This window comes from Methylophaga sp. UBA2513, from assembly GCF_002341285.1.
GTDB lineage: Bacteria > Pseudomonadota > Gammaproteobacteria > Nitrosococcales > Methylophagaceae > Methylophaga > Methylophaga marina.
Window position 1 is genome coordinate 1 of sequence record NZ_DDNT01000010.1, and the last position, 20961, is coordinate 20961.

Below are 20961 nucleotides of genomic sequence, written 5' to 3' on the forward strand. Positions count from 1 at the left end.
CCTGGCTACGAACCAGGCGGTCGCACGTTCGAATCGTGCCGGGCGCGCCATCTGTCTTTATCGTTAAACCTCTACCCCTTCTCCATGCCTCTCCTAATATAAGTTAGTTAAAAACTAGACTCACAAAGCTGATTAACGCGACTTTTATTTTCCAGTTAAGCAATCAACGTCTGCCATATTTCTCAATTGATGCTTTCTTACAGCATCCGTTTTGTCATCCAATTAAGAAGATACGGAAAAATTGTTGGCTGCTCTCATTCTTATATAAATAAGAGCCTATTTATACTGATATGACGCGTTCAGTAAATCGTTGCAGATATTAGGGGCCGAAAGGATGCTTCCTTATATGTACTCATCTTTAAAGCTACTGTCAGCTGTTTACATAAATACTTGAACTAACATACGTAGCCCGGTTATCAACAATACAACTGCAAACACTTTCTTGAGATTTCCAGCATTTAATTTGGCTGCTAAGGTAGCGCCAACCGGAGCAAATAATACCGTCAGCGGCACAATACATACAAAGCCGATGATATTCACCAGACCAAATGTGCCTGCAGGGGCATCTAATGGTGTGCTCCCGATAAACAACATGGTAAGAGCGCCAGGTAAGGAGATAATTAAACCTATGGCTGCCGCAGTACCCACGGCCTTGTGTGCGGGATAGTTATATAAAGTCAGTAATGGCACGGAGAGTGTGCCTCCGCCGATACCCACCATAGAGCTAAAAAAGCCAATAGCCGAGCCCATCACTGATTGACCCAGCTTGGCGGGTAATTGCTGAAATAAGGCAGATTTATTTGTCCTTATCAACATATTCAATGCTGATAAGGTCGCAATAATGCCGAATAATGCTGTCAGCCACACTCCATCAACACGTGTCACCAACCAACTTCCTATTAAATCACCAACAAGAATAAACACAGCCCAACGCTTTAAAAGAGCGAAATCGACATTACCTTTCTTACTGTGTGAATAAATCGAGCTGAGTGATGTTGGCACAATTGTGGCCAAGGATGTGGCTGTTGCAATGACCATGGCAGAATCTGGCGAGACGCCAAAGCCTTGAAACAGAAAAAACAGCACGGGCACAATGACAATGCCGCCCCCTACTCCCAGTAATCCTGCCAGCACGCCAGCAAATATGCCAGTCGCCATCAGGGCCAAAAATGTGGTGATATTTGTTGTTATGAATTCAAGCACACTCGTTTACTTCTCTATGCGATAAAACACTCGTAATCAGACCATGAGACTGGTATGGCCTCATGGGTTTTACATTTACGTTTAAGACGACAGTTCATTTCTGATGATGTCTGCTCCAGCACTCAATGCCTTCAGCTTGCCAAGCGCCAAGTCACGTGGCAAAGGGGCCATACCACAGTTCGTACAAGGGTAAAGGTTTTCGGCATCCACAAATTGAAGTGCTTGTCGCAGGGTATTCGCCACCTCATCTGCCGTCTCTATGCTGCTGCTCGCCACATCGATGGCACCCACCATAATCTTCTTACCTCGAATCAGTTCGATGAGCTCCATCGGCACATGTGAGTTGTGACATTCTAGAGAAATCATATCAAGACTGGACTGTTGTAGCTTGGGAAAGATGGATTCATATTGTCGCCATTCTGAACCTAATGTTTTTTTCCAGTCAGTGTTGGCTTTTATGCCATAGCCATAACAAATATGAACAGCTGTTTCACAAGTGAGTCCTTCTACAGCTCTTTCCAGGGTTGCCATTCCCCAATCATTCACCTCATCAAAAAATACGTTAAAAGCCGGCTCATCAAACTGAATAATATCGACTCCGGCCGCTTCGAGTTCTTTTGCTTCTTGATTCAAAATTTTGGCAAATTCCCAGGCCAGCTTTTCCCGGCTTTTGTAATGACCATCATATAAAGTATCAATCATGGTCATAGGACCAGGCAGTGTCCATTTAATTGGCTGATCTGTTTGTTCACGCAGAAATCTGGCATCTTCGACAAAAACAGGTTTTTGTCGGCTTACCGCTCCTACAACCGATGGGACACTGGCATCATAACGGTCACGGATCTTGACTGTTTCACGCTTATCGAAGTCGACCCCATCAAGATGTTCAATAAATGTGGTCACAAAGTGTTGGCGTGATTGTTCACCATCACTGACGATATCAATACCAGCACGTTGCTGTTCATGCAGTGACAGTTTTAAAGCATCGTGTTTACCATGGGCTAATGCATCACCTTCTAATTTCCAAGGAGACCAAAGCTTTTCAGGTTCTGCCAGCCAAGATGGTTTCGGTAAGCTACCAGCTGTTGATGTGGGTAATAGTTTTTTCATAATCATAATTTCTATATTGTAAGTAGACTAGGAAGCGTAATTCTCAAACCATTTCTGTAGCACGGCCTGATATGGTTTGATGAAATGCTCTTCTGCAAATTTGCCTTGTTTAACAGCTAACTGACTGCGTTCTTCTCGGTCATACACAATTTGTGTAATTGAGTGATCAGCATGTCTCAGATTAGGCTTGTAGAGATTACCCGCCACGGCATTGGCGTTATAAATCTCTGGTCGGTAGATTTTCTGAAATGTTTCCATGGTGCTGATCGTGCCGATAAGCTCAAGGTTGGTGTAATCCGTGAGTAAGTCGCCAAAAAAGTAGAATGCCAATGGTGCCACACTATTTGGAGGCATAAAGTAGCGAACTTTAAAGCCCATTTTTTCGAAATATTGTTCTGTGAGAGACGGTTCATTAGCGTTGTACTCGACTCCTAGGATGGGGTGCTGATTTTCAGTGCGCTCGTAGGTTTTATTATCAGACACGCTCAGGCAAATCACTGGCGGTTTATTAAAATTAGCTTTGTAAGTATCTGAGCACACAAAATCTTTAAACAACTTGCCATGAAGCTCACCAAATCTATCCGGAATGGTGAATTGAGACCGTCCTTTATTATGTTCCAGCAGTAACACACTAAAATCATAATCTCGTACATAGGATGAAAAATTATTACCGATGATGCCATCGATACGCTTGTTTGTTTTTTTATCAACGATATAGGTCTTCAACATTTCAATAGATGGAAAGTGTTGACCATTGCCTTCAATATCAATGTCGACCGAAATGATTTCAAGCTCGACAGCATAACGTTCCCCTTTAGGGTTATCCCAATTCGCTAAGGCATTGAAACGACTGTCTACCATTCTTAAAGCATTACGCAAATTCTCCCGGCGTCTCTCTCCTCTCGCTAAATTAGCGAAGTTGGTCGTGATCCGTGTGTTATCAGAAGGCTGATAATTCTCGTCGAAACGAATGCGCTTAATCGTATACTCAAAGTCTGTATTCATCGTGATTCGTGTCCTGTTAAATGCAATATCATCTTGATTCATTTCACACGCTGATCGCTGCTTATGCCTAATAGTTGTTTCCAGCTTCAATTAGGTCTTACAAAATCACTTGTGCTTTCAGCGGTGAGAGAAGTTATACAGGGACTTACACATGAATAAAATTGATATTATTTCATATATCGATTAATTAAATTCATGACTTAGATAAACAGAACTGATTATCGAGGGTTTATGGATAAAACACAGACCGCAAATGTTGCCGACCAGACATGACATTTATTCTCTCAATTCCATCCATCTGAGTGGAAAACGAATCTAAAGCGCACGTATGAAAGGACAATGTTGTGGACAGTCAGATGGTGGAGACACTAAATAGCGTGCTGAGATAATAAGCCTGCGGCTGTCACGAGGAAGAAAAATCACTATTACAGCCAATAGAGAAGCCAGACTTTTCGATGAGGCTATGACGTTTATTTACCCGTGCTGTTGAGCGTGACAATTTGTGTCTCAATGACAGTCAACCCTGATAGTCTCTCTGTCACCATCAACTTCATAGCATCTATATCAGCAATACAATAAAAGCTGATTATCAACCGGTTTTGACTGGACGCTGTGTCAACCTCAGTGGTTTATCAAGCCCATAGGATGATTATAACTACGCGCTAGCTCTATAAACGCTTTGAGGTAGGCAATATCCTCATCACTATCACGCGTGCCCAAATAGATTTGTTTAGCTATACCAACTTTACTCAAACGCACCACAGCAAGCGGCAGTTTAAGACAGTATTCTTCTGCTAACCAGCGAGGCAAGGCAGCCACACCGCGTCCAGATGCCACCATTTGCAGCATAATTTCAGTTGTCTCACTGGTTTTATGCTGTTTAGGTACGACCTCTGCCGGGTTGAGGAAATGGGTATAAATATCGAGTCTATTCGTGGCCACCGGATAGGTCAGTAATACCTCATCAGATAAATCTTCTGCCCGAGCATAATCACGTTCTGCTAATGCATGCTGCCGAGGTACAACAAGCACTTGCTCATAATCAAAAACAGGCGTGAAATTCAGCCCTTTTTTATATAAGGGATCGGGCGTGACTAATAGATCGATTTCATAATCGAGCAGCGCCCCCACTCCACCAAATTGAAACTTCTGTTTCACATCCACATCAACATCTGGCCAGGTATCTAAAAATGGAGAAACCACTTTCAATAACCATTGATAACATGGATGGCATTCCATCCCTATTCTTAAGGTCCCACGCTCGCCATGAGCAATCTGCTTAAGCTTATCTTCTGCGTAATTAAGTAAAGGCAGCACTCTGTTAGCAATATGGAGTAAATAACGACCTGCTTGTGTTAAACGCAAGCTTCGTCCTTCTCGCAACCAGATTTCAGTACCCATGTTATCTTCCAGTTTTCGCATGGTATGACTGAGCGCTGATTGTGTGACACATAAAGCTTTAGCGGCTGAGGTAAGCGAGCCATGTTCTTCAACAGCATGCACAATTTTTAGGTGGGTACGTTCAATCATAAGCTTCATGAGTAAAATTAATTGGTATGTGAAAATATACCATTTTTATTCATTGTTTAAGTCATTTAGACTATGGATATGATTAAACATGTACTGATGGATTTATTGAATGAATGATGCTGCCCATATTCGCACCTATCCGGTCGTTGAGTACTTTTGCCAAGTTAAAAAGCTAAATGCATTAACGGCAACAACCTTTGAGATTGATTTAGAAGCGCCTGAAGGGACTGAGTTAGAGTACGCAGCAGGTCAGTACTTAGCATTGGAATTAGACGTGAATGGTGACGGTACACCACAATCATTGTCTTACACGATTGCAAACAACATTGATTCCTCTCGTCCACGCCGCTTACAACTTTTTATTCAGAATGGCAGTGAGTTCGCTAATAAGATCTTAAAAACACTGTCATCCTTGTATGAGAATACTGAGAGAGTGAAGGTCACTTTAGCAATGGGAAACGCTTTTCTACAGACTGATCTAGCATTACCTCATCTATTAATTGCAGCGGGCTCAGGCATTGCAAAAGTTAAATCAATTACCGAAGAAATCATTAAGCAACAGCCTGATGCAAACGTGTATATATATTGGTCCAATAGACAAGCGAATGAATTTTACCTGCTGGATACGTTTGAACATTGGTCCAATCAGTACAGAAACCTAAGCTTCACACCAGTATTAGAGGTGGCTGATCCAGACTGGCCGGTTCGCTCTGGTTATCTTTATCAAGTGATTCAAGAAGACTTTGACAAACTGAATGATGTTCAAGCTTATCTCTGTGGTTCGCCGCAAATGGTCTATGGCACAATCGATAGACTTGAACCGAAAGGATTGAAAGAAACGAATTGTTATTCTGACGTTTTTGAATATATGCCAAGAGATAAGTTTACATCGGCTAAAGGTGAAGATTAACAAGCCATGAGGGCTTGTTTTGCTTGAATCATTGAGGATTAGCCTTTTGCCCTTTGGCTGAAGAAAATCCTGTTTAGCCACTTAACTAACATCGGGATGAAATTAGTTATCAGGGTTGATAAGAATTTTTATATCATCAGCTTTGATGGCAGATGACTCATGGATAGCAAACTCGGGATGAATGGCTTTTTTGACTTTGTCTGCAATCAGTTGTGGCTCAGCATTTTCTTCAGGAGAAAAGTGTAATAAAGGTATTTTGGCTGCCCTCAAGGCATTATCGATAAAGGCATTGTGCTGCTTATCAGGCTGAGCATCCGAGCTATTATTCAGTTTAATTGCACATAAAATCTCTGACGTCTCTGTATCACTAAGAACAAAATCCACATACATCAACTGAATATATTGGCTCGCTTTTTGGCTGGCAGACTTAGATTTGGTGTGTTTCACCGTCAATAAATCAGAGAGACGGACTTTGAAAGCAATGTCATATTGCTCATTTACAGCAAGCTGAAGTTTGTGTTTAAACGCTCTCTCTGTGGGCGTATACAAAGATGGGCGCTTCAGATAGGGATAAACCTTCATTTTTTCAAGCTGTTTATTATCATTCTTCATCAACGAAAGAAGCAAAACGGCAACTAATATAACAACAAACAGTGAAATGAAAACAAATGACATTGAGATATCCCAGTTGAAAATCGGATCTTAGAATATGTTGTCATCGCTCAGCAATAGATAAAAGCCTCACTACATGAACATCCAGCAAGAATTTGTTTTATAACAAGATAAAACATCGCTACAGACTATGAGTACTTAAACGAATAGAAGATAGAAACACGTTAGCGAAACAGTCACTCCAATCAGAGATAAGCCAGACTCATCTGTCTGATCATAAGCTTAAGACACTTTAAATTGTCTCACCATATTAGTGAGTCTTTCACTGAGCTGAGCAATTTCCTGACTAGCTTGTGATACCTGCTCTGAGCCTTCTGCCGTATTTTCTGATACCTGTTGTATGTTGAGAACATTGTTATTAATTTCATTCACAACATGACTTTGTTGCTCGGCAGCCGTGGCGATCAGTGTATTCATCTCGGTTATCGAACTCACAGAATTTGTTATCTCATTGAGTGAGTTGGTTGCATTCACGGCCTTAGCAACTAAGCCCTCAATACTGGTCTTATTCAACTCCATTGAGCTCACAGCATTATCTGAACCTTGTTGGAGAGTGAGAATCAGATCTTCAATTTCTTTTGTTGAGTCCTGGGTTTTTTGGGCTAATGAGCGCACTTCATCAGCCACAACAGCAAAACCCCGTCCCTGATCACCGGCCCGGGCCGCTTCGATGGCCGCATTTAACGCCAGTAAGTTGGTTTGTTCAGCAATATTTTTGATTACATCCAGTACAGTCCCAATGTTTTCACTATCAGACTTTAACGTTCTGATGACCGATGTGGATGAGTTAATTTCGTCCGCAAGATTGTTAATCGAAGCGACGATTTCTTCGACAACTTGTCTTCCAGACTCTGAGTCTTTATCGCCTTTGATGGCAGCCGCTGAAGCTTTTTCAGCACTATTGGCCACTTCCTGAACGGTCGCAGTCATTTGTGTAATTGCTGATGCGACATGCGTTGTTTCATTTTTCTGTTGTGCAATATTCTGATTAGTTGAACGACTGACTACCGACGTTTCTTCGGCTGCTGTCGATAATTGTTCAGAAGCGTCAGTTATGCCCATCACCAGTTTTTGTAATTTTTCGACAAAACTATTGAAGGCATTGCCCATCGCACCGACTTCATCTTTACTGGCAAAATTCATGCGTTTTGTTAAATCATTATCCTGAGCCATCGTCGTCAGCACGCTCATGACACCTTTAATGGGGGTAACGATATTGCTGATAATAATTTTGGAAATGAATATACCAAGAACCAACGACACCACCGCCATCGCAATCAGGCTGAGTAAACTCGAACTATGCAGATCCTTGACGTTAGTGACCGAACGATTAGTAATGTTATCAATACTGGCTTGCATGGCTTGTAAGCTTTCAAACAGCTTGGCTTCAATAGCCACTAACTGAGCTTGTTCGTCTTTTGAGAGATAACCACCACCTGACATACTGCCACCGCGCTTAATAATTTGAATCGCGCTATCGACATACTTCTGATAATTAGCCTGCTGCTCAACAACTTTAGCCGTATTTTCTTCCAAACTCGCCACATCAGCCTGGAGGTCAGCATCTAACGCTTTGTCTTTGGATGCATTCAGAATGGCCACAATATCCTGCATAGCCTGATTAGTTTGCAGAGTGATATTGTCGATCTTGGCAAAATGCTCTTTAATGACTTTTCTTCTGGCACCAGATTTGGCATCAATCATTAGTGTTTGTAGTTCAGAGGCCTTCTTTAGCTGGAGCTGGCGGGCTTCAGCCACATTCTTCTCAAGCGGTAACGACATTTGATAGATGACAGAAAATTCGCTTGAAATGTCATTCATTTTAAAAATAGCAAAGGCTGAAATCAGCAGCTGCGTTAGCCCAAGAATAACCACCACACTGAAAATCTTTTTCCCAATAGGAAGATTCTTAATAAACTGCATTTCAACCTCATGTATCTACAAATCGTCTGAATTTAGCCTGATATGAAAATTTCATAGCATTACCAGGAATTATATCGGCCTGATTTCCAAATAATGAAGCACTTTTAGCTCATCGTGTCTTAGTTTCTGCCTAATGAGCAATATCACTCATCATGTATCTGTCTTAAGCATCTGTTAACAAAAACAATTCAGACTGACGTCCTACTTTATATGACTAATCCACTCTCAAGTTAGACTGGATCTATCAATAACGCTCGGATGTTCCATGTCAAAATATAAAAACAACTTATTCTTCGATCTTTATTTTATTTTTAGTTCGGCATTCATTTTAATGCTTTTACAGACGCTACTAAGAGGCGTTCTGTTATGGCGAAACAATGATCTGGCAGCCAGCATTCCCAGCCATGATCTTATTCATGCTTTTCTTACCGGGCTTCGCTTTGATTTGATTGTCACTGTTTATGCGCTGCTGCCATTAATAATTGGCTTACTGTTTAAAAAAGGTTTAAGCAACCGTAAAGCTTATACAGTCTGGCTTACCTTTGTTTCCAGCGTGATGATCTTTCTCGCTATCATTGAGCTCGACTTTTATCATGAGTTTCATACACGGCTGAACAGCCTGGTTTTTGAATATATGAAGGAAGATCCGGCAACAGTATTAAGCATGATTTGGTATGGGTTTCCTGTCGTCACTTACCTAATCATTATCGGTCTAATGATCACGGCATTATTTTTTATCTTTACTGTAAACAGCCGGATTAACCAAGCTAAGTCCACTGATAAAACTCGATACAGCCTTAGAATGACGGCATTTCTCGTCGTATTGTTAATATCAGTCGTGGCCGCACGAGGCACATTACGTCAGGGACCACCACTGCGTTGGGGTGATGCCTTCCAGAGTAATTATCTTTTTGCCAATCATTTGGGCTTAAACGGGGTTTATACATTAGCTAAAGCCGTTATCGGTACCAAAAAAGGTGATAATAAATGGCTCAAGAAAATGCCATTAGCTGATGCCGACAGTACTGTCGAGGAAATGATTCTAACGCCATCTGATCAACTTATAGACCCCGAGTACTCACCAGTATTACGTAGTTATCATGCACGTGTGGGTTTAACCCAAAAACCATTAAATGTTGTGTTCATTCTGATGGAAAGCTTCAGCGGTGAATATGTCGGTGCTTTAGGTCATGATGAAGGCATCACACCAGAATTCGACAAACTCGCCAAACAAGGCCTGTTATTCAATCGCTTTTTCTCAAACGGCACACACACTCACCAAGGTATGTTTACTTCATTAGCGTGCTTTCCTAACTTGCCTCACTATGAGTATTTAATGCAACAGCCTGAAGGCAGTAACCATTTTTCCGGTTTGATACAAATGACAGCCGACAGAGGTTATCAAAGTATGTACATCTATAACGGTGACTTTGCCTGGGATAATCAAAAAGGCTTTTTTGGTGCCCAGGGTATGCAGCATTTTATTGGCAGACATGATTTTGTGAATCCTGTTTTCTCAGATCCTACCTGGGGCGTATCTGATCAGGATATGTTCGACCGAGCTACCGAAGAGTTACAAAAAATGCCTAAAGACAAGCCATTTTTTGCTTTTTTACAAACCTTATCTAATCACACACCTTATGCCTTACCTACCCCACTTCCTGTTGAAAAAGTGACTGGTCACGGTGAGTTGAATGAACATTTAACCGCGATGCGTTATGCCGATTGGGCTTTGGGCCAGTTTTTCAAAAAAGTGATGAAGTCAGATTATGTCGATAATACGCTGTTTGTTTTAGTAGGCGATCACGGCTTTAGTTCCCCTAATCAGGTCACCGATATCGATATGCTTAAATTCCATGTGCCGCTATTAATTATTGGTCCAGATGTTGTCAAAAAATATGGTCACACTAACTCAACGGTCGGCGCTCAAGTCGATATTGCACCGACAGTCGCGGGTTTAATGGGTGGAGATACCACTTATAACTGCTGGGGCCGTGATTTATTAAATATCAATGACGCCGGATTTGCTGTTATTAAACCATCAGGCTCAGATCCAACCACAGCTATCATTGATGATAATAAAGTGCTGGTTAAATCAACAGACAACAATGCAACGTTATATAACTATGAGTTATTACCAAAAGCTTCTGCAAACACGCTTCATGACGCTGTTGGCACAGAGAAACTGGAGCATCGTTTAGATGCCTATATTGTATCTGCCACATCGACTTTATTACGAGGTAAAGCCGGTATAAAAACACCAGATAACCGCGTTGCTGTAAATTGATCAGCCTAGCGAATAATTGCCATCCTTTTTATATTTAGTTATGTTGTGCACTAGTTATTTGTAAAGAGGATGAATAACAATATGAAAATAAAATTCCTGATCATTCCATTGTTGATGACAGCATTTGCTGCTCATGCTGATAGCTCCACAGTCGATGCAGCAGTAGGTGGTGGCATCGGTGGTGCTATAGGCGCTGCTGTGGGTAATGAGGTGGGTGGTCGCGAAGGCGCAATGATTGGTGGTGCTGTAGGTGCAGCCACTGGTGTCGCCGTTAACACTGATGAAGAAGGTCACAGCGAACATCATGACAAACGTCATCATGAAAACCATCAGGGGCATTTCTGCCCGCCTGGCCAAGCAAAAAAAGGCAACTGTTAGTTATCTGAAAAAGCCGTCATCAATGACGGCTTTTTTATATCGCTTATTTATTCAGCAAATACTTACGCCAAGATCTGAAAGATGTAATGTCGGTCGCCTGCTCAAGGCCATAAGACTCACAGATAAACCCTGTAACCCAGCGTCCATCTTTTACTTCAAGCTTGCCCAAACCTAATGGGGCTGCAATGCCTGCCAGAAAAGAGCCTAACGTTGCTGTGGGTAAAGACCAAAGTTCAATTTCAATCTCTGTCCCATTTTCATCACGAACCAGTCCAGGTCTTTTGGGCGAACCACCCGCTAAGGCATAAAGCTTATAGGCATTAGCCGTTACCGTTTTCTCTAAAAAGACACCGCCTCGCTCCGTTAATTGATAATTAAGCGGTTGTCCCTGCAAATGTGCTCCACATACGGCGACAGTGATGCGATCACCACAGCTTGAGATAGCCGCTGATGAATCTGGGCAGGCAACATCCATCGCACCTAAAGGCAATCGTAATGACTGCTGCATCAAATTGGCATAACTTAATAATCGGGCATCACTAAAAGCACGTGAAAACAAAGTCACACCAAACGGTAAACCTGATGAAATAAATCCTGTCGGTACCGCTATCGCACTGCAATCAAGCAGGTTCATAAAGTTAGTGTAATGCCCCAGATTGCTATTAAGTTTTATTGGATCTGCCTGTACCTGCTTAATGCTATAGGTGGTGCCAGCTGTTGGCGTCAGAATAAAATCATAGCTTTCCAGCGCATCTCTTACCTGCTGCCGGCAAGCCTGTAACTTATATTCCGCTTTAAATAAGTCATCTGCTCGGGCATCTTCCTGTGTCGCAAGAATATCCTGAATGACTTGCAGCATAGCTTGTCTGTCGACGCCTTCTGTTGCCACACGACGTTCTGCCACCCAAGGGCCTTCATAAAGCAGTCTGGCCGCAGTAAAGAATGGTTCGAAATCGATAAACTGTTTCTTACCACCCAGACTTTCCAGATGTTTTACCGCTTGTTCAAATTGCTCAGCATATTCTGCATCACCAAAGAAATTCAGCTGTTCAGATTTTGGCACAGCAAAACTAAACGTACTCTCGGCTAACTGACCGTAATTACCTTTATTGGTATCCAGATTGGGTCTGGCAAAGGCATCATTGGTATCAAACTCAGCGGCGACATTAAATACCGTATTGGCATCATCGGTGGTTAAGCTGAAAATAGATACACAATCCAAGCTACGACAGGCTGGTACGACACCATCGGTACTCAATAAACCTCGGGTTGGTTTTAAACCAATCAGATTATTAAAGGCGGCTGGCACACGTCCTGACCCAGCGGTATCTGTACCTAATGAAAAGCTGACTAAACCTAATGCCACAGCAACAGCAGAACCTGAACTGGAGCCACCAGAAATATAGTCTTTGTCAAAACTGTTATGGCATGGCCCCCATTTTTCAGGTGAACGTACGCCTACCAGCCCTGTAGCAAACTGGTCAAGATTGGTTTTACCTAGCGGAATCGCTCCGGCATCAATCAATTGCTGTACAACAAAGGCTGATTTATCGGGCGTGTAAGTATAAGCCTCACAGCCCGCCGTGACAGGGAACCCAGCCAACTCAATATTATCTTTGATGGCAAAGGGAATCCCAAATAACGGTTTTTCTTCAATACTGCTGTTTTCCAAAGCATCCAGATAAGGCTGAAGTTGTTCCATACTGAATAACTCGATCCAGATATTGTGATCAAGGTATTGCTGACAACGCTCTAAGGCATTCTCAATAACTTGTTTTGGCGATAAATCACCAGTTTGATACGCCTGCTGCAATGCCGCAATGGTCATATTTTGTTGTGACATTATTCAACCTCCAACACTAATAAACGGTCACCCATACCTACTTGTGATCCTGCTTTTCTGGAAAGTGAAGTCACTTTACCTGCCTGCGGTGCTGTCACCAGAATTTCCATTTTCATCGCTTCTAAAATCATCAAGGTGTCGCCTTCTTTCACGTCTTGCCCCTCTTCCACTTCGATTTTCCAGATACTGCAATTCAATGGGCTATCCACTGATATCGCATTGTCTGCCAGAGGCAATAAAGCTTCATCCACGTCGGCTTGTTGATCACCACTATCAAAATGCAATAAACCATCACGTTTCCAACGTTCTAATTCTTCATTAAAGGCTTTCTGACGCATGCTGGTGAACGTATCAATTTCATCTTGATGTTGTTCAATAAAGGCGTTGTAGTCTTTTAAATTGAAGCGTGTTTCTTCAATCTTGAGTTCATAGTTACCATGAATAAAGTCACGACGAATCTGCATTAACTCATCATGGCTGACTTCATAAAACTGAATTTGATCAAAGAAACGTAATAACCAGGGCTTGGTAAATTCTTTGGTTGTTTCGTAACGATTCCACATTTGCAGAGTACGTCCGATAAACTGATAACCACCCGGCCCTTCCATGCCATACACACAAAGATACGAGCCACCAATTCCCACTGAGTTTTCTGCGGTCCAGGTTCTGGCTGGATTGTATTTTGTCGTTACCAGACGGTGTCGTGGATCCATTGGCGTCGCTACTGGGGCACCGAGATACACATCGCCCAGTCCCATCACCAGATAGCTGGCATCAAACACGATCTTCTTCACATCATCTACTGAATCAAGACCATTGATACGGCGAATAAACTCAATGTTGTCAGGACACCATGGGGCATTTTCTCTGACCGATTGCATATATTTTTCGCTGGCTAAACGGCAAGCTTCGTCATCCCAGGAAATAGGAATATGCACAATACGCGTGGGTAAATCTAAGTCATCCACATGCTGGATATCTTTCTCTGCCTGTTTTAATACAGTCATTAAGTCATCAAGAGATAACACCATACTGTCATAGTGCACCTGCAGCGAACGGATACCTGGCGTCAGCTCTAAAATGCCCGTCACCGCCTGTTCCTGTAACCACAACATTAAGGCATGTACTTTAAACCGCAGATTGATATCTAAGGTTTGCTCACCAAATTCGACTAAGAGATAGTGATCCCCTGCCAGTCTGTAGGTGATATCCATCCCTGATGAAGCATCTTTGCTAATGGCATGCACAGGCGTATCAATAACGGCAGGCTCTACGGATATTGATTGTTGACTTAAACCATCAATCGCCTGATTTTGTGCACGCTCTAAGGCATTGGCTGTTTCAATCGATACAGGTATAAAGCGAACGGTATCTCCTGCTTTTAACTGGCCCACTTTCCATAAATCAGCGGTAATTACGGTTGCCGGACAAACAAAACCACCCAAAGAGGGTCCATCTGGCCCAAGAATAATCGGCATATCCCCAGTAAAGTCGATAGACCCAACAGCGTAGGCATTATCGTGAATATTAGAAGGATGCAGACCAGCTTCGCCGCCATCGGTTCTTGCCCATTCTGGTCTTGGCCCAATCAAACGCACGCCGGTACGACTGGAGTTGTAATGAATTTTCCAGTCTGTGGAAAAAAACATCTCGATATCATTATCAGTGAAAAAGTCGGGTGCACCATGTGGCCCGTACACCACATGAATATCCCAATGATGCTCAATTTCAGGCTGTAAAGCAGCTGCCATCACCGCATTATCAGCGACTTGCTGTTCAGGCAGAATATGTAATACATCCCCTGTTTTTAAGGTACGACCGACATGTCCACCAAACTGACCTAAAGTGAACGTAGAACGTGAACCTAAATATTCCGGACATTGAATACCACCAGCCACTAATAGATACGCTCTAGCACCCGTGCCTTTTACCTGACCTAATTTCAGCTTATCACCGGCTTGTACTGAAATAACTTGCCATGGTGATTGTTTTTCACCATTTAACTCAATACTCAGTTCAGCGCCAGTCACCACAATACTGGTCGCTACGTTAAAGCTTAGTTCAGGCCCAGACAAAGTGATTTCCAGACCCGCACAGGACTCATCATTACCTAATAAACGATTACCTAAACGGAATGACAGACTGTCAAATGGCCCAGACGGCGGTACACCGATATCCCAATAACCAACACGTGCAGGATAATCCTGAATCGTTGTCATAGTGCCTGGTGACAGGACATTGATCGTCGAAGGCTGATAGACAAAACTATCTAAATAACGCGTGGTGACCGCCGCGTTTAAGAATGCATCATCTTGTAAAATCTGACCGACATAATCGGCATTGGTCTCAATACCGTAAACCTGTAACTCATCCAGGGCTGCCAGTAGTTTTGTATGAGCTGACTCACGGTTATCAGCATGGCTGATAATTTTGGCTAACATCGGGTCATAAAAAGGAGAGACTTCGATACCGGCTTTCACCCAATAATCAACACGAATGGCCTCACTCTTTGGCCAGATGACTTCTGTCAGTAAACCTGAAGACGGCTGAAACTGTTTATGCGGATCTTCAGCATACAATCTCACCTGAATCGCATGGCCTTTAGGTTGAGGTGCTGTAGCAGGTAATTGAGACTCTTTCGCACCGACCTCGACCATCCAGCGAACCAGATCGACGCCGTAGACTTCTTCCGTGACCCCATGCTCAACTTGCAACCGGGTGTTTACTTCCAGGAAGTAAAACTGTTGATTATCGGCGTCGTAGACAAATTCCACGGTACCGGCACTGCGATAATGAATGGCAGACATCAGTCTGACGGCGACTTCCTGCATCTCAGCACGCACATCATCAGGAATATTAGGTGCTGGCGCTTCTTCAATCACTTTCTGGTTACGGCGTTGACTGGAACAGTCTCGATCCCCGAGAGCCAGCACATGCCCTTCCCCGTCACCAATCACCTGCACTTCGATATGACGGGCACGAGTAATAAATTTCTCCAGAAATACCCCATCATTGGAAAAGTTATTAGCACTGAGGTTTTTAACTGAGTTAAACGCCTGACGTAATGAAGCTTCATCATCACAACGGTTCATACCGATACCACCGCCACCAGCAGTAGATTTGAGCATGACGGGATAGCCGACATCATTGGCTTGGGTTACGGCATCTTCTAAAGAGGTTAATAAGCCTGTGCCTGGTAATAAAGGCACATCGTTCTCTTCTGCCAATGCCCGGGCACTGTGCTTCAGGCCAAACGACTCCATCTGTTCTGCAGTGGGGCCGAGAAAAACAATACTATTTTGTTCACATAAACGAGCAAACCCTGGGTTCTCACTGAGGAAACCATAACCGGGGTGAATCGCTTCAGCACCAGACTGTTTGGCAATCTCAATAATGCGTTGTTGATTAAGATAAGTCTCACTGGCACGGCCTTCGCCAAGTGAGTAGCTTTCATCTGCAGCACTGACATGCAATGAGTCTCGATCAGCTTCGGCATATATAGCAACAGCCTGAACATTCATCTCATGCAAAGTGCGAGTAATCCGTGTCGCTATGGCACCACGGTTAGCAATTAGAACTTTCTTAAACATGATGGGTATTCCTAATCTGGGTCGTCCCAGCAATTAAAGCGTTGTTTCAGGTCGTCCCGAAACATAATCCGTATTAGCTCCAGATAACCACTTCTACAGGGGTTGGGTTATAAGCGTTACAAGGGTTGTTCAACTGTGGACAGTTAGATATCAGCACAATCACATCCATCTTCGCTGTCATTTCTACATATTTACCGGCTTCTGAAATACCATCAGCAAAGGTCAGTTGACCGTCTTCTGTTACAGGAACATTCATGAAGAAATTAATGTTATGAGTGATATCACGTTTGCTGACACCAAAATGTTCATTTTCAGCGACCGCCAGCATCCAGCTATCACGGCAGGCATGCATGGTCTTTTTCTCCAGTGAATAACGTACGGTGTTAGATTCTGTGGCACAGGCACCGCCCAGCGTGTCATGTCGGCCACAGGTGTCTGCTGTAATTTCTAACATAGGATTGCCAAGATTTGACAACAGGGTTGTTTCTGCAGTGAGATAAACATTACCTTGTTCACGTAACGTATCAATTGCACTGTATCTTTCACTGGGATCAGCCGCACTGTAAAACAGGGTATCAGCGGCCTGATTACCATGTGAATCAACAATTCGCAGCGTTTCGCCGGCTTTGAGCTCATGCATCCAATAATCGCCTGCTAACACTTCTTCACGATAGCTGGCTAGTTCAGGGTTTAAATTACTTTCTTTAATCACAACAATATCCTTCCCTAATTAATGATGATGACCGCATTGATGGTAGATACGGTTATTCTCAAAACCACGCTGATTCTCTGCACAGTGATTCACGCATTCGTCATCTTCAGTCACCGGTGCAGATTCTCTTAACTGATAGATAACGGGATGTTTGGGGTAGGCTTCAGCGGTATTCATCGGGTGTGGGCAGGTATGGAAGATAACCAGCGTATCCATCTCAAAACGTAAATCGATGAAGTCACCGGCTTTACTATTGTTTTTAACAAACTGCATATTGCCATCAGCATCGGTTTTGACCTGACTGAACAAATTCAGATTGGCCGCCATATCACGACGGTTCATGCCGTATTTGGCTAACTCCACCAAAAATGCATGTTCGCCACTTAAGGTCCAGTCATTTCCCGCTTCCTGATAACTTCTATCAGCCCAACGGTTTTTCATTTTCTCAGTGGAAAGGTTTCCGCCTACAGTATCGTGCCAACCAACGCTGTCATCGATGATAGAGCAAAATACATGTCCCATATCTGAGTACAAACAATGGCCTTTCGTCAGCTTGAATGTATGTTGACATTTCAAGGTGTCTGGCGCGTTGTAACGCTCCAGCTTATTCATCGGGTTGTAGAAGAGCATACCGACATTCGCACCGCCCTCTTTATCAATCAGACGCAGTGTTGTGCCCTTTCTGACTAACATTGACCAATGCGTGCCACCAGGCAATGTATCCTCATAAATCACATCGTTTTGTTTCTCGCTCATACTGTTTCCTGCTTTTGTTTCATTGTGTTTGAGATGTCATCCAAAGTGGATTTCCTTGTGTCACCGACGGGAATATCAAAAGTAATGGATGCCCCATATCGATTTGGGTTATCTGGGTCTTGACGGTGTTTATCGAACACCAATAAGCGAGTGCCCAAATAAAACCCTTCGGTTAAATCATGGGTAATCATGAAAATGGTGATACCGGTTTTTTGCCAGATATCTAAAATCAAGGCATGCATGTCTGAACGAATACCAGGGTCAAGCGCCCCAAATGGTTCATCCAGCAATAACACTTTCGGTTGTTTGATTAAGGCCTGGGCAATCGCTAAGCGTTGCTGCATACCGCCAGATAAAGAAGTGGGATATTGATTGGCGACATGACCAAGCCCGACAAGTTCTAACATTTCCTGAGCTTGGGCACGGACCTGTCGACGCTTGCTGCCAAAACATCTACCCAATAATTTTGATTGACCAAATTCCACACCCAACATGACATTTTCAATTACGTTCAAGTGTGGAAAAACAGAGTAACGCTGGAAGACGATGCCACGGTTAGCATCGGGCTCATCACGAATGGGATCACCATCCAGTAATAATTCTCCTCGAGAGGGGTTCTCTGTGCCCAGCAGCATTTTCAGAAAGGTGGTTTTACCACAGCCTGAAGCGCCCACCAGCGTTATAAACTCCCCTGCTTTCACTGTCAGGTTGATATTTTCGAGCACCACATTATCGCCGTACTCTTTCCATAACTTTTTCAGTTCAATATTCTTCATTTAGCCCCTCCCTCTGTTTGCTGCCAGGGGAAGGCATATAAGGACAAACGACGTAATAGATAATCAGTCAGAAAGGCCAATAAGGTAATCCACAATACATAGGGCAAAATCACATCCATCGCCAGATAACGTCTGACTAAGAAAATACGATAACCAAGCCCTTCTGTTGCCGAGATGGCTTCTGCGGCAATGAGAAACAGCCAAGCCGCACCCAGGCTCAAACGCACAGCATCAATCAACTTTGGTAAGACCTGAGGCAGCACTACCCGCACAATCAATTGCCAGGTTGAGGCGCCTAGGGTTTGTGCCTTGATGATGAGTTCTTCAGGCAGGGCCATAACACGTAGCTGCACATCACGAATCAGAAAAGGCGTGATACCCAGTACGATTAAAGTAATTTTAGCGACTTCACCTAAACCAAAGATAATAAACAGGATAGGTAGAATGGCTAATGGCGGTACCAGTGATATGACGGTAACAACCGGTGCAAAACTGGCACGAAGTAAAGGGATAATGCCAATTAAAATGCCAACGACCAGACTGATAAGTGCACTGATACCCACACCGATCCCAAGCCGTTGCAAACTGGCCAGCGTATCAGCCCACAGAAGATAATCACCGGTACGCTTACTCGGCTCAAACGCCATGGTGTGAATTGCATGACCGAATGCTTCAAATGAAGGCATCAGTTTATCGTTTGGATTCACCGCCAGGCGTTCATTCGATGCGACCAGATAAACCAGTAAAATCAGGATAAAAGGTAAAGCACCTAATAACCATTTACCGGCTTTACTGGGCTGCTGATTGATAAGTCGTTTCATAATGATTCTCGGACTGATGACGGTTACAGAGAACCGTCAGCAGCCATAGACATGAAAGATGAATCAAAACGCAGTTTTACATTAGTCGAATTACCAACCACGTTGCCATCTGGGTAAGCGATACCAATAAAACCAGCATCCATCGCACCTTCACCTAAAAGCCCATGTTCAAATGAAAACTCACTGACATATTTCATGGTTTCAGGTAATTGCTTGCTTTCAGCAAAAGCGACTGCCTCTTTTGCTTCATAAAACATATTGGTCGCCGCCAGCTGTGATTTATATCCTTCCAGATCAGTACCCGATGCTTTTGCCATAAAACTCAAAGCATCAGTATCTTCAGCCGCCATACGCGCCATGATTTCATACCAAGCGCCGGTTAATGCTTTACCGAAAGCGGGGTTATCTTTCAGCGTTTCTGTATTGACAAGCAACATATCAATGATTTCACCCGGAATTTGCGAGGAATCAAACACTTTACTGGTGTTTGGCATAGATGCCACTTCAGATAATAGCGGGTTCCAGGTAACGGTTGACGTCACATCATCCGCGTTAAACACACCGACTAAGTCAGCATCTGATGTATTCACGACTCTGACGTCACGCTCGCTCAGACCAATGGTATCCAGTGCACGTGCTAATAAATAATGTGAAACAGAGAGTTCAACGAGATTAACATTTTGACCTTCAATGTCTTTTAAGCTTTTATCATTGCCTTTAAGAACAATGCCATCATTACCGTTAGAAAAGTCACCCAGGATTAACGCTGTCGAATCGACACCGCCCGCAGCTGGAATAGTCAGGGCATCCATATTCGTCATAGTACAGCCATCAAACTGACCAGCCGTATATTGGTTGATGGATTCTACGTAGTCATTGATTTGCACCACATCAATTTCAATGCCGTATTTATCGGCCCATTTTTTGACGATACCGGTATTTGCCGCATAGTCCCACGGCATCCATCCGGCATAAATTGTCCAGGCAATACTGAATTTATCTTTTTGTTCAGCATTTGCTGAAAAGGGAACGACCAGGAGAGAAAAAGAAAGCAGCAAGAAGCTGATAATACGAAGATTGGAGAACTTCATGAAGTTACCTCACAGTTAAGTTAGAAACACGGTGCAAGAGATGTTTTACAAAAAACAATCTCCCGGGCTTTTATCCCTCCGTGTAACCTTCACTGTGAAGGTCGGTTACTCTCGGTCCAGACATCATCGTTGATCGGAACCCTAGAAACCTTATTTAGTCGACAGTAGTTGGTAAACCACCTCAGCACTTAGCGCTAATAACGCAGATACCATGCCAGTTCTATGACTATCAGAATAATTAATGTGTGATCATCAACTTAGCTATTTATGCTAAGTCTATCTCGACCTCTCAAGTTGCACCATAATGGCACACCCATGATTTCATGCTCACCGTAATGGTGCAATCAAGACTCA

Annotated in this window: 16 protein-coding genes and 1 riboswitch; of the genes, 3 read left to right on the forward strand and 13 right to left on the reverse strand. The window is 43.2% G+C overall.

The window, feature by feature from the left end; translation table 11 throughout:
• Positions 1 to 378: 378 nt before the first annotated feature.
• The 4 genes from B3V56_RS05890 to B3V56_RS05905 all read right to left on the reverse strand — a co-directional run bounded on the left by B3V56_RS05890 (position 379) and on the right by B3V56_RS05905 (position 4848).
• Positions 379 to 1203 carry a sulfite exporter TauE/SafE family protein gene (locus B3V56_RS05890; protein WP_289282167.1) on the reverse strand — a complete coding sequence of 275 codons (825 nt, stop codon included), beginning with the start codon at positions 1201 to 1203 and terminating at the stop codon, positions 379 to 381.
• 81 nt (positions 1204 to 1284) lie between these two features.
• On the reverse strand, positions 1285 to 2313 hold the full coding sequence (locus B3V56_RS05895) for a methionine synthase (RefSeq protein ID WP_289282168.1): 1029 nt from the start codon (positions 2311 to 2313) through the stop codon (positions 1285 to 1287).
• 27 nt (positions 2314 to 2340) lie between these two features.
• A complete protein-coding gene (locus B3V56_RS05900; protein WP_289284052.1) occupies positions 2341 to 3318 on the reverse strand; it encodes a DUF1852 domain-containing protein in 978 nt (325 codons plus the stop codon).
• Between the two features lie 621 nt (positions 3319 to 3939).
• Positions 3940 to 4848, reverse strand: a complete 909-nt coding sequence (locus B3V56_RS05905; RefSeq protein WP_289282170.1) for a LysR family transcriptional regulator — start codon at positions 4846 to 4848, stop codon at positions 3940 to 3942.
• 109 nt (positions 4849 to 4957) lie between these two features.
• Here B3V56_RS05905 and B3V56_RS05910 point away from each other — a divergent pair, with 109 nt between their 5' ends.
• Positions 4958 to 5758, forward strand: a complete 801-nt coding sequence (locus tag B3V56_RS05910) for an NAD(P)H-flavin reductase (RefSeq protein WP_289282171.1) — start codon at positions 4958 to 4960, stop codon at positions 5756 to 5758.
• 102 nt (positions 5759 to 5860) lie between these two features.
• Here the strand turns inward: B3V56_RS05910 and B3V56_RS05915 are convergent, their stop codons facing one another.
• Positions 5861 to 6433, reverse strand: coding sequence for a DUF2726 domain-containing protein (locus tag B3V56_RS05915; protein ID WP_289282172.1), 573 nt, complete (start codon positions 6431 to 6433; stop codon positions 5861 to 5863).
• A gap of 219 nt (positions 6434 to 6652) precedes the next feature.
• The gene (locus B3V56_RS05920; protein ID WP_289284053.1) at positions 6653 to 8353 is read right to left on the reverse strand and encodes a methyl-accepting chemotaxis protein; all 1701 of its coding nucleotides are present in this window, start codon (positions 8351 to 8353) and stop codon (positions 6653 to 6655) included.
• A gap of 265 nt (positions 8354 to 8618) precedes the next feature.
• Here B3V56_RS05920 and B3V56_RS05925 point away from each other — a divergent pair, with 265 nt between their 5' ends.
• On the forward strand, positions 8619 to 10640 hold the full coding sequence (locus B3V56_RS05925) for an LTA synthase family protein (RefSeq protein WP_289284054.1): 2022 nt from the start codon (positions 8619 to 8621) through the stop codon (positions 10638 to 10640).
• An 81-nt stretch (positions 10641 to 10721) separates the two neighbouring features.
• Complete coding sequence (locus B3V56_RS05930) at positions 10722 to 11018, forward strand: YMGG-like glycine zipper-containing protein (protein ID WP_289245007.1); 297 nt, start codon at positions 10722 to 10724, stop codon at positions 11016 to 11018.
• Positions 11019 to 11061: 43 nt separating this feature from the next.
• Here B3V56_RS05930 and atzF read toward each other — a convergent pair whose 3' ends face one another.
• The 7 genes from atzF to B3V56_RS05965 form a co-directional block, all read right to left on the reverse strand.
• The gene (atzF, locus tag B3V56_RS05935) at positions 11062 to 12861 is read right to left on the reverse strand and encodes an allophanate hydrolase (protein ID WP_289284055.1); all 1800 of its coding nucleotides are present in this window, start codon (positions 12859 to 12861) and stop codon (positions 11062 to 11064) included.
• Positions 12861 to 16451 (reverse strand): urea carboxylase, encoded by a 3591-nt coding sequence (uca, locus tag B3V56_RS05940; RefSeq protein WP_289282178.1) that lies wholly within the window; start codon positions 16449 to 16451, stop codon positions 12861 to 12863. Before uca ends, atzF begins: the two co-directional genes overlap by 1 nt.
• A gap of 73 nt (positions 16452 to 16524) precedes the next feature.
• Complete coding sequence (locus B3V56_RS05945) at positions 16525 to 17163, reverse strand: urea amidolyase associated protein UAAP2 (RefSeq protein WP_289284056.1); 639 nt, start codon at positions 17161 to 17163, stop codon at positions 16525 to 16527.
• A gap of 18 nt (positions 17164 to 17181) precedes the next feature.
• Positions 17182 to 17919, reverse strand: a complete 738-nt coding sequence (locus B3V56_RS05950) for an urea amidolyase associated protein UAAP1 (RefSeq protein WP_289282181.1) — start codon at positions 17917 to 17919, stop codon at positions 17182 to 17184.
• Positions 17916 to 18695, reverse strand: coding sequence for an ABC transporter ATP-binding protein (locus B3V56_RS05955; RefSeq protein ID WP_289284057.1), 780 nt, complete (start codon positions 18693 to 18695; stop codon positions 17916 to 17918). Before B3V56_RS05955 ends, B3V56_RS05950 begins: the two co-directional genes overlap by 4 nt.
• Positions 18692 to 19516 (reverse strand): ABC transporter permease, encoded by an 825-nt coding sequence (locus B3V56_RS05960; RefSeq protein ID WP_286304944.1) that lies wholly within the window; start codon positions 19514 to 19516, stop codon positions 18692 to 18694. The genes B3V56_RS05955 and B3V56_RS05960 overlap by 4 nt, the downstream gene beginning before the upstream one ends.
• A gap of 23 nt (positions 19517 to 19539) precedes the next feature.
• Entirely contained in the window at positions 19540 to 20607 is a 1068-nt protein-coding gene (locus B3V56_RS05965) for a putative urea ABC transporter substrate-binding protein (RefSeq protein ID WP_289281465.1), read from the reverse strand.
• A 57-nt stretch (positions 20608 to 20664) separates the two neighbouring features.
• Positions 20665 to 20763, reverse strand: a riboswitch (guanidine-I (ykkC/yxkD leader).
• Positions 20764 to 20961: the final 198 nt, after the last annotated feature.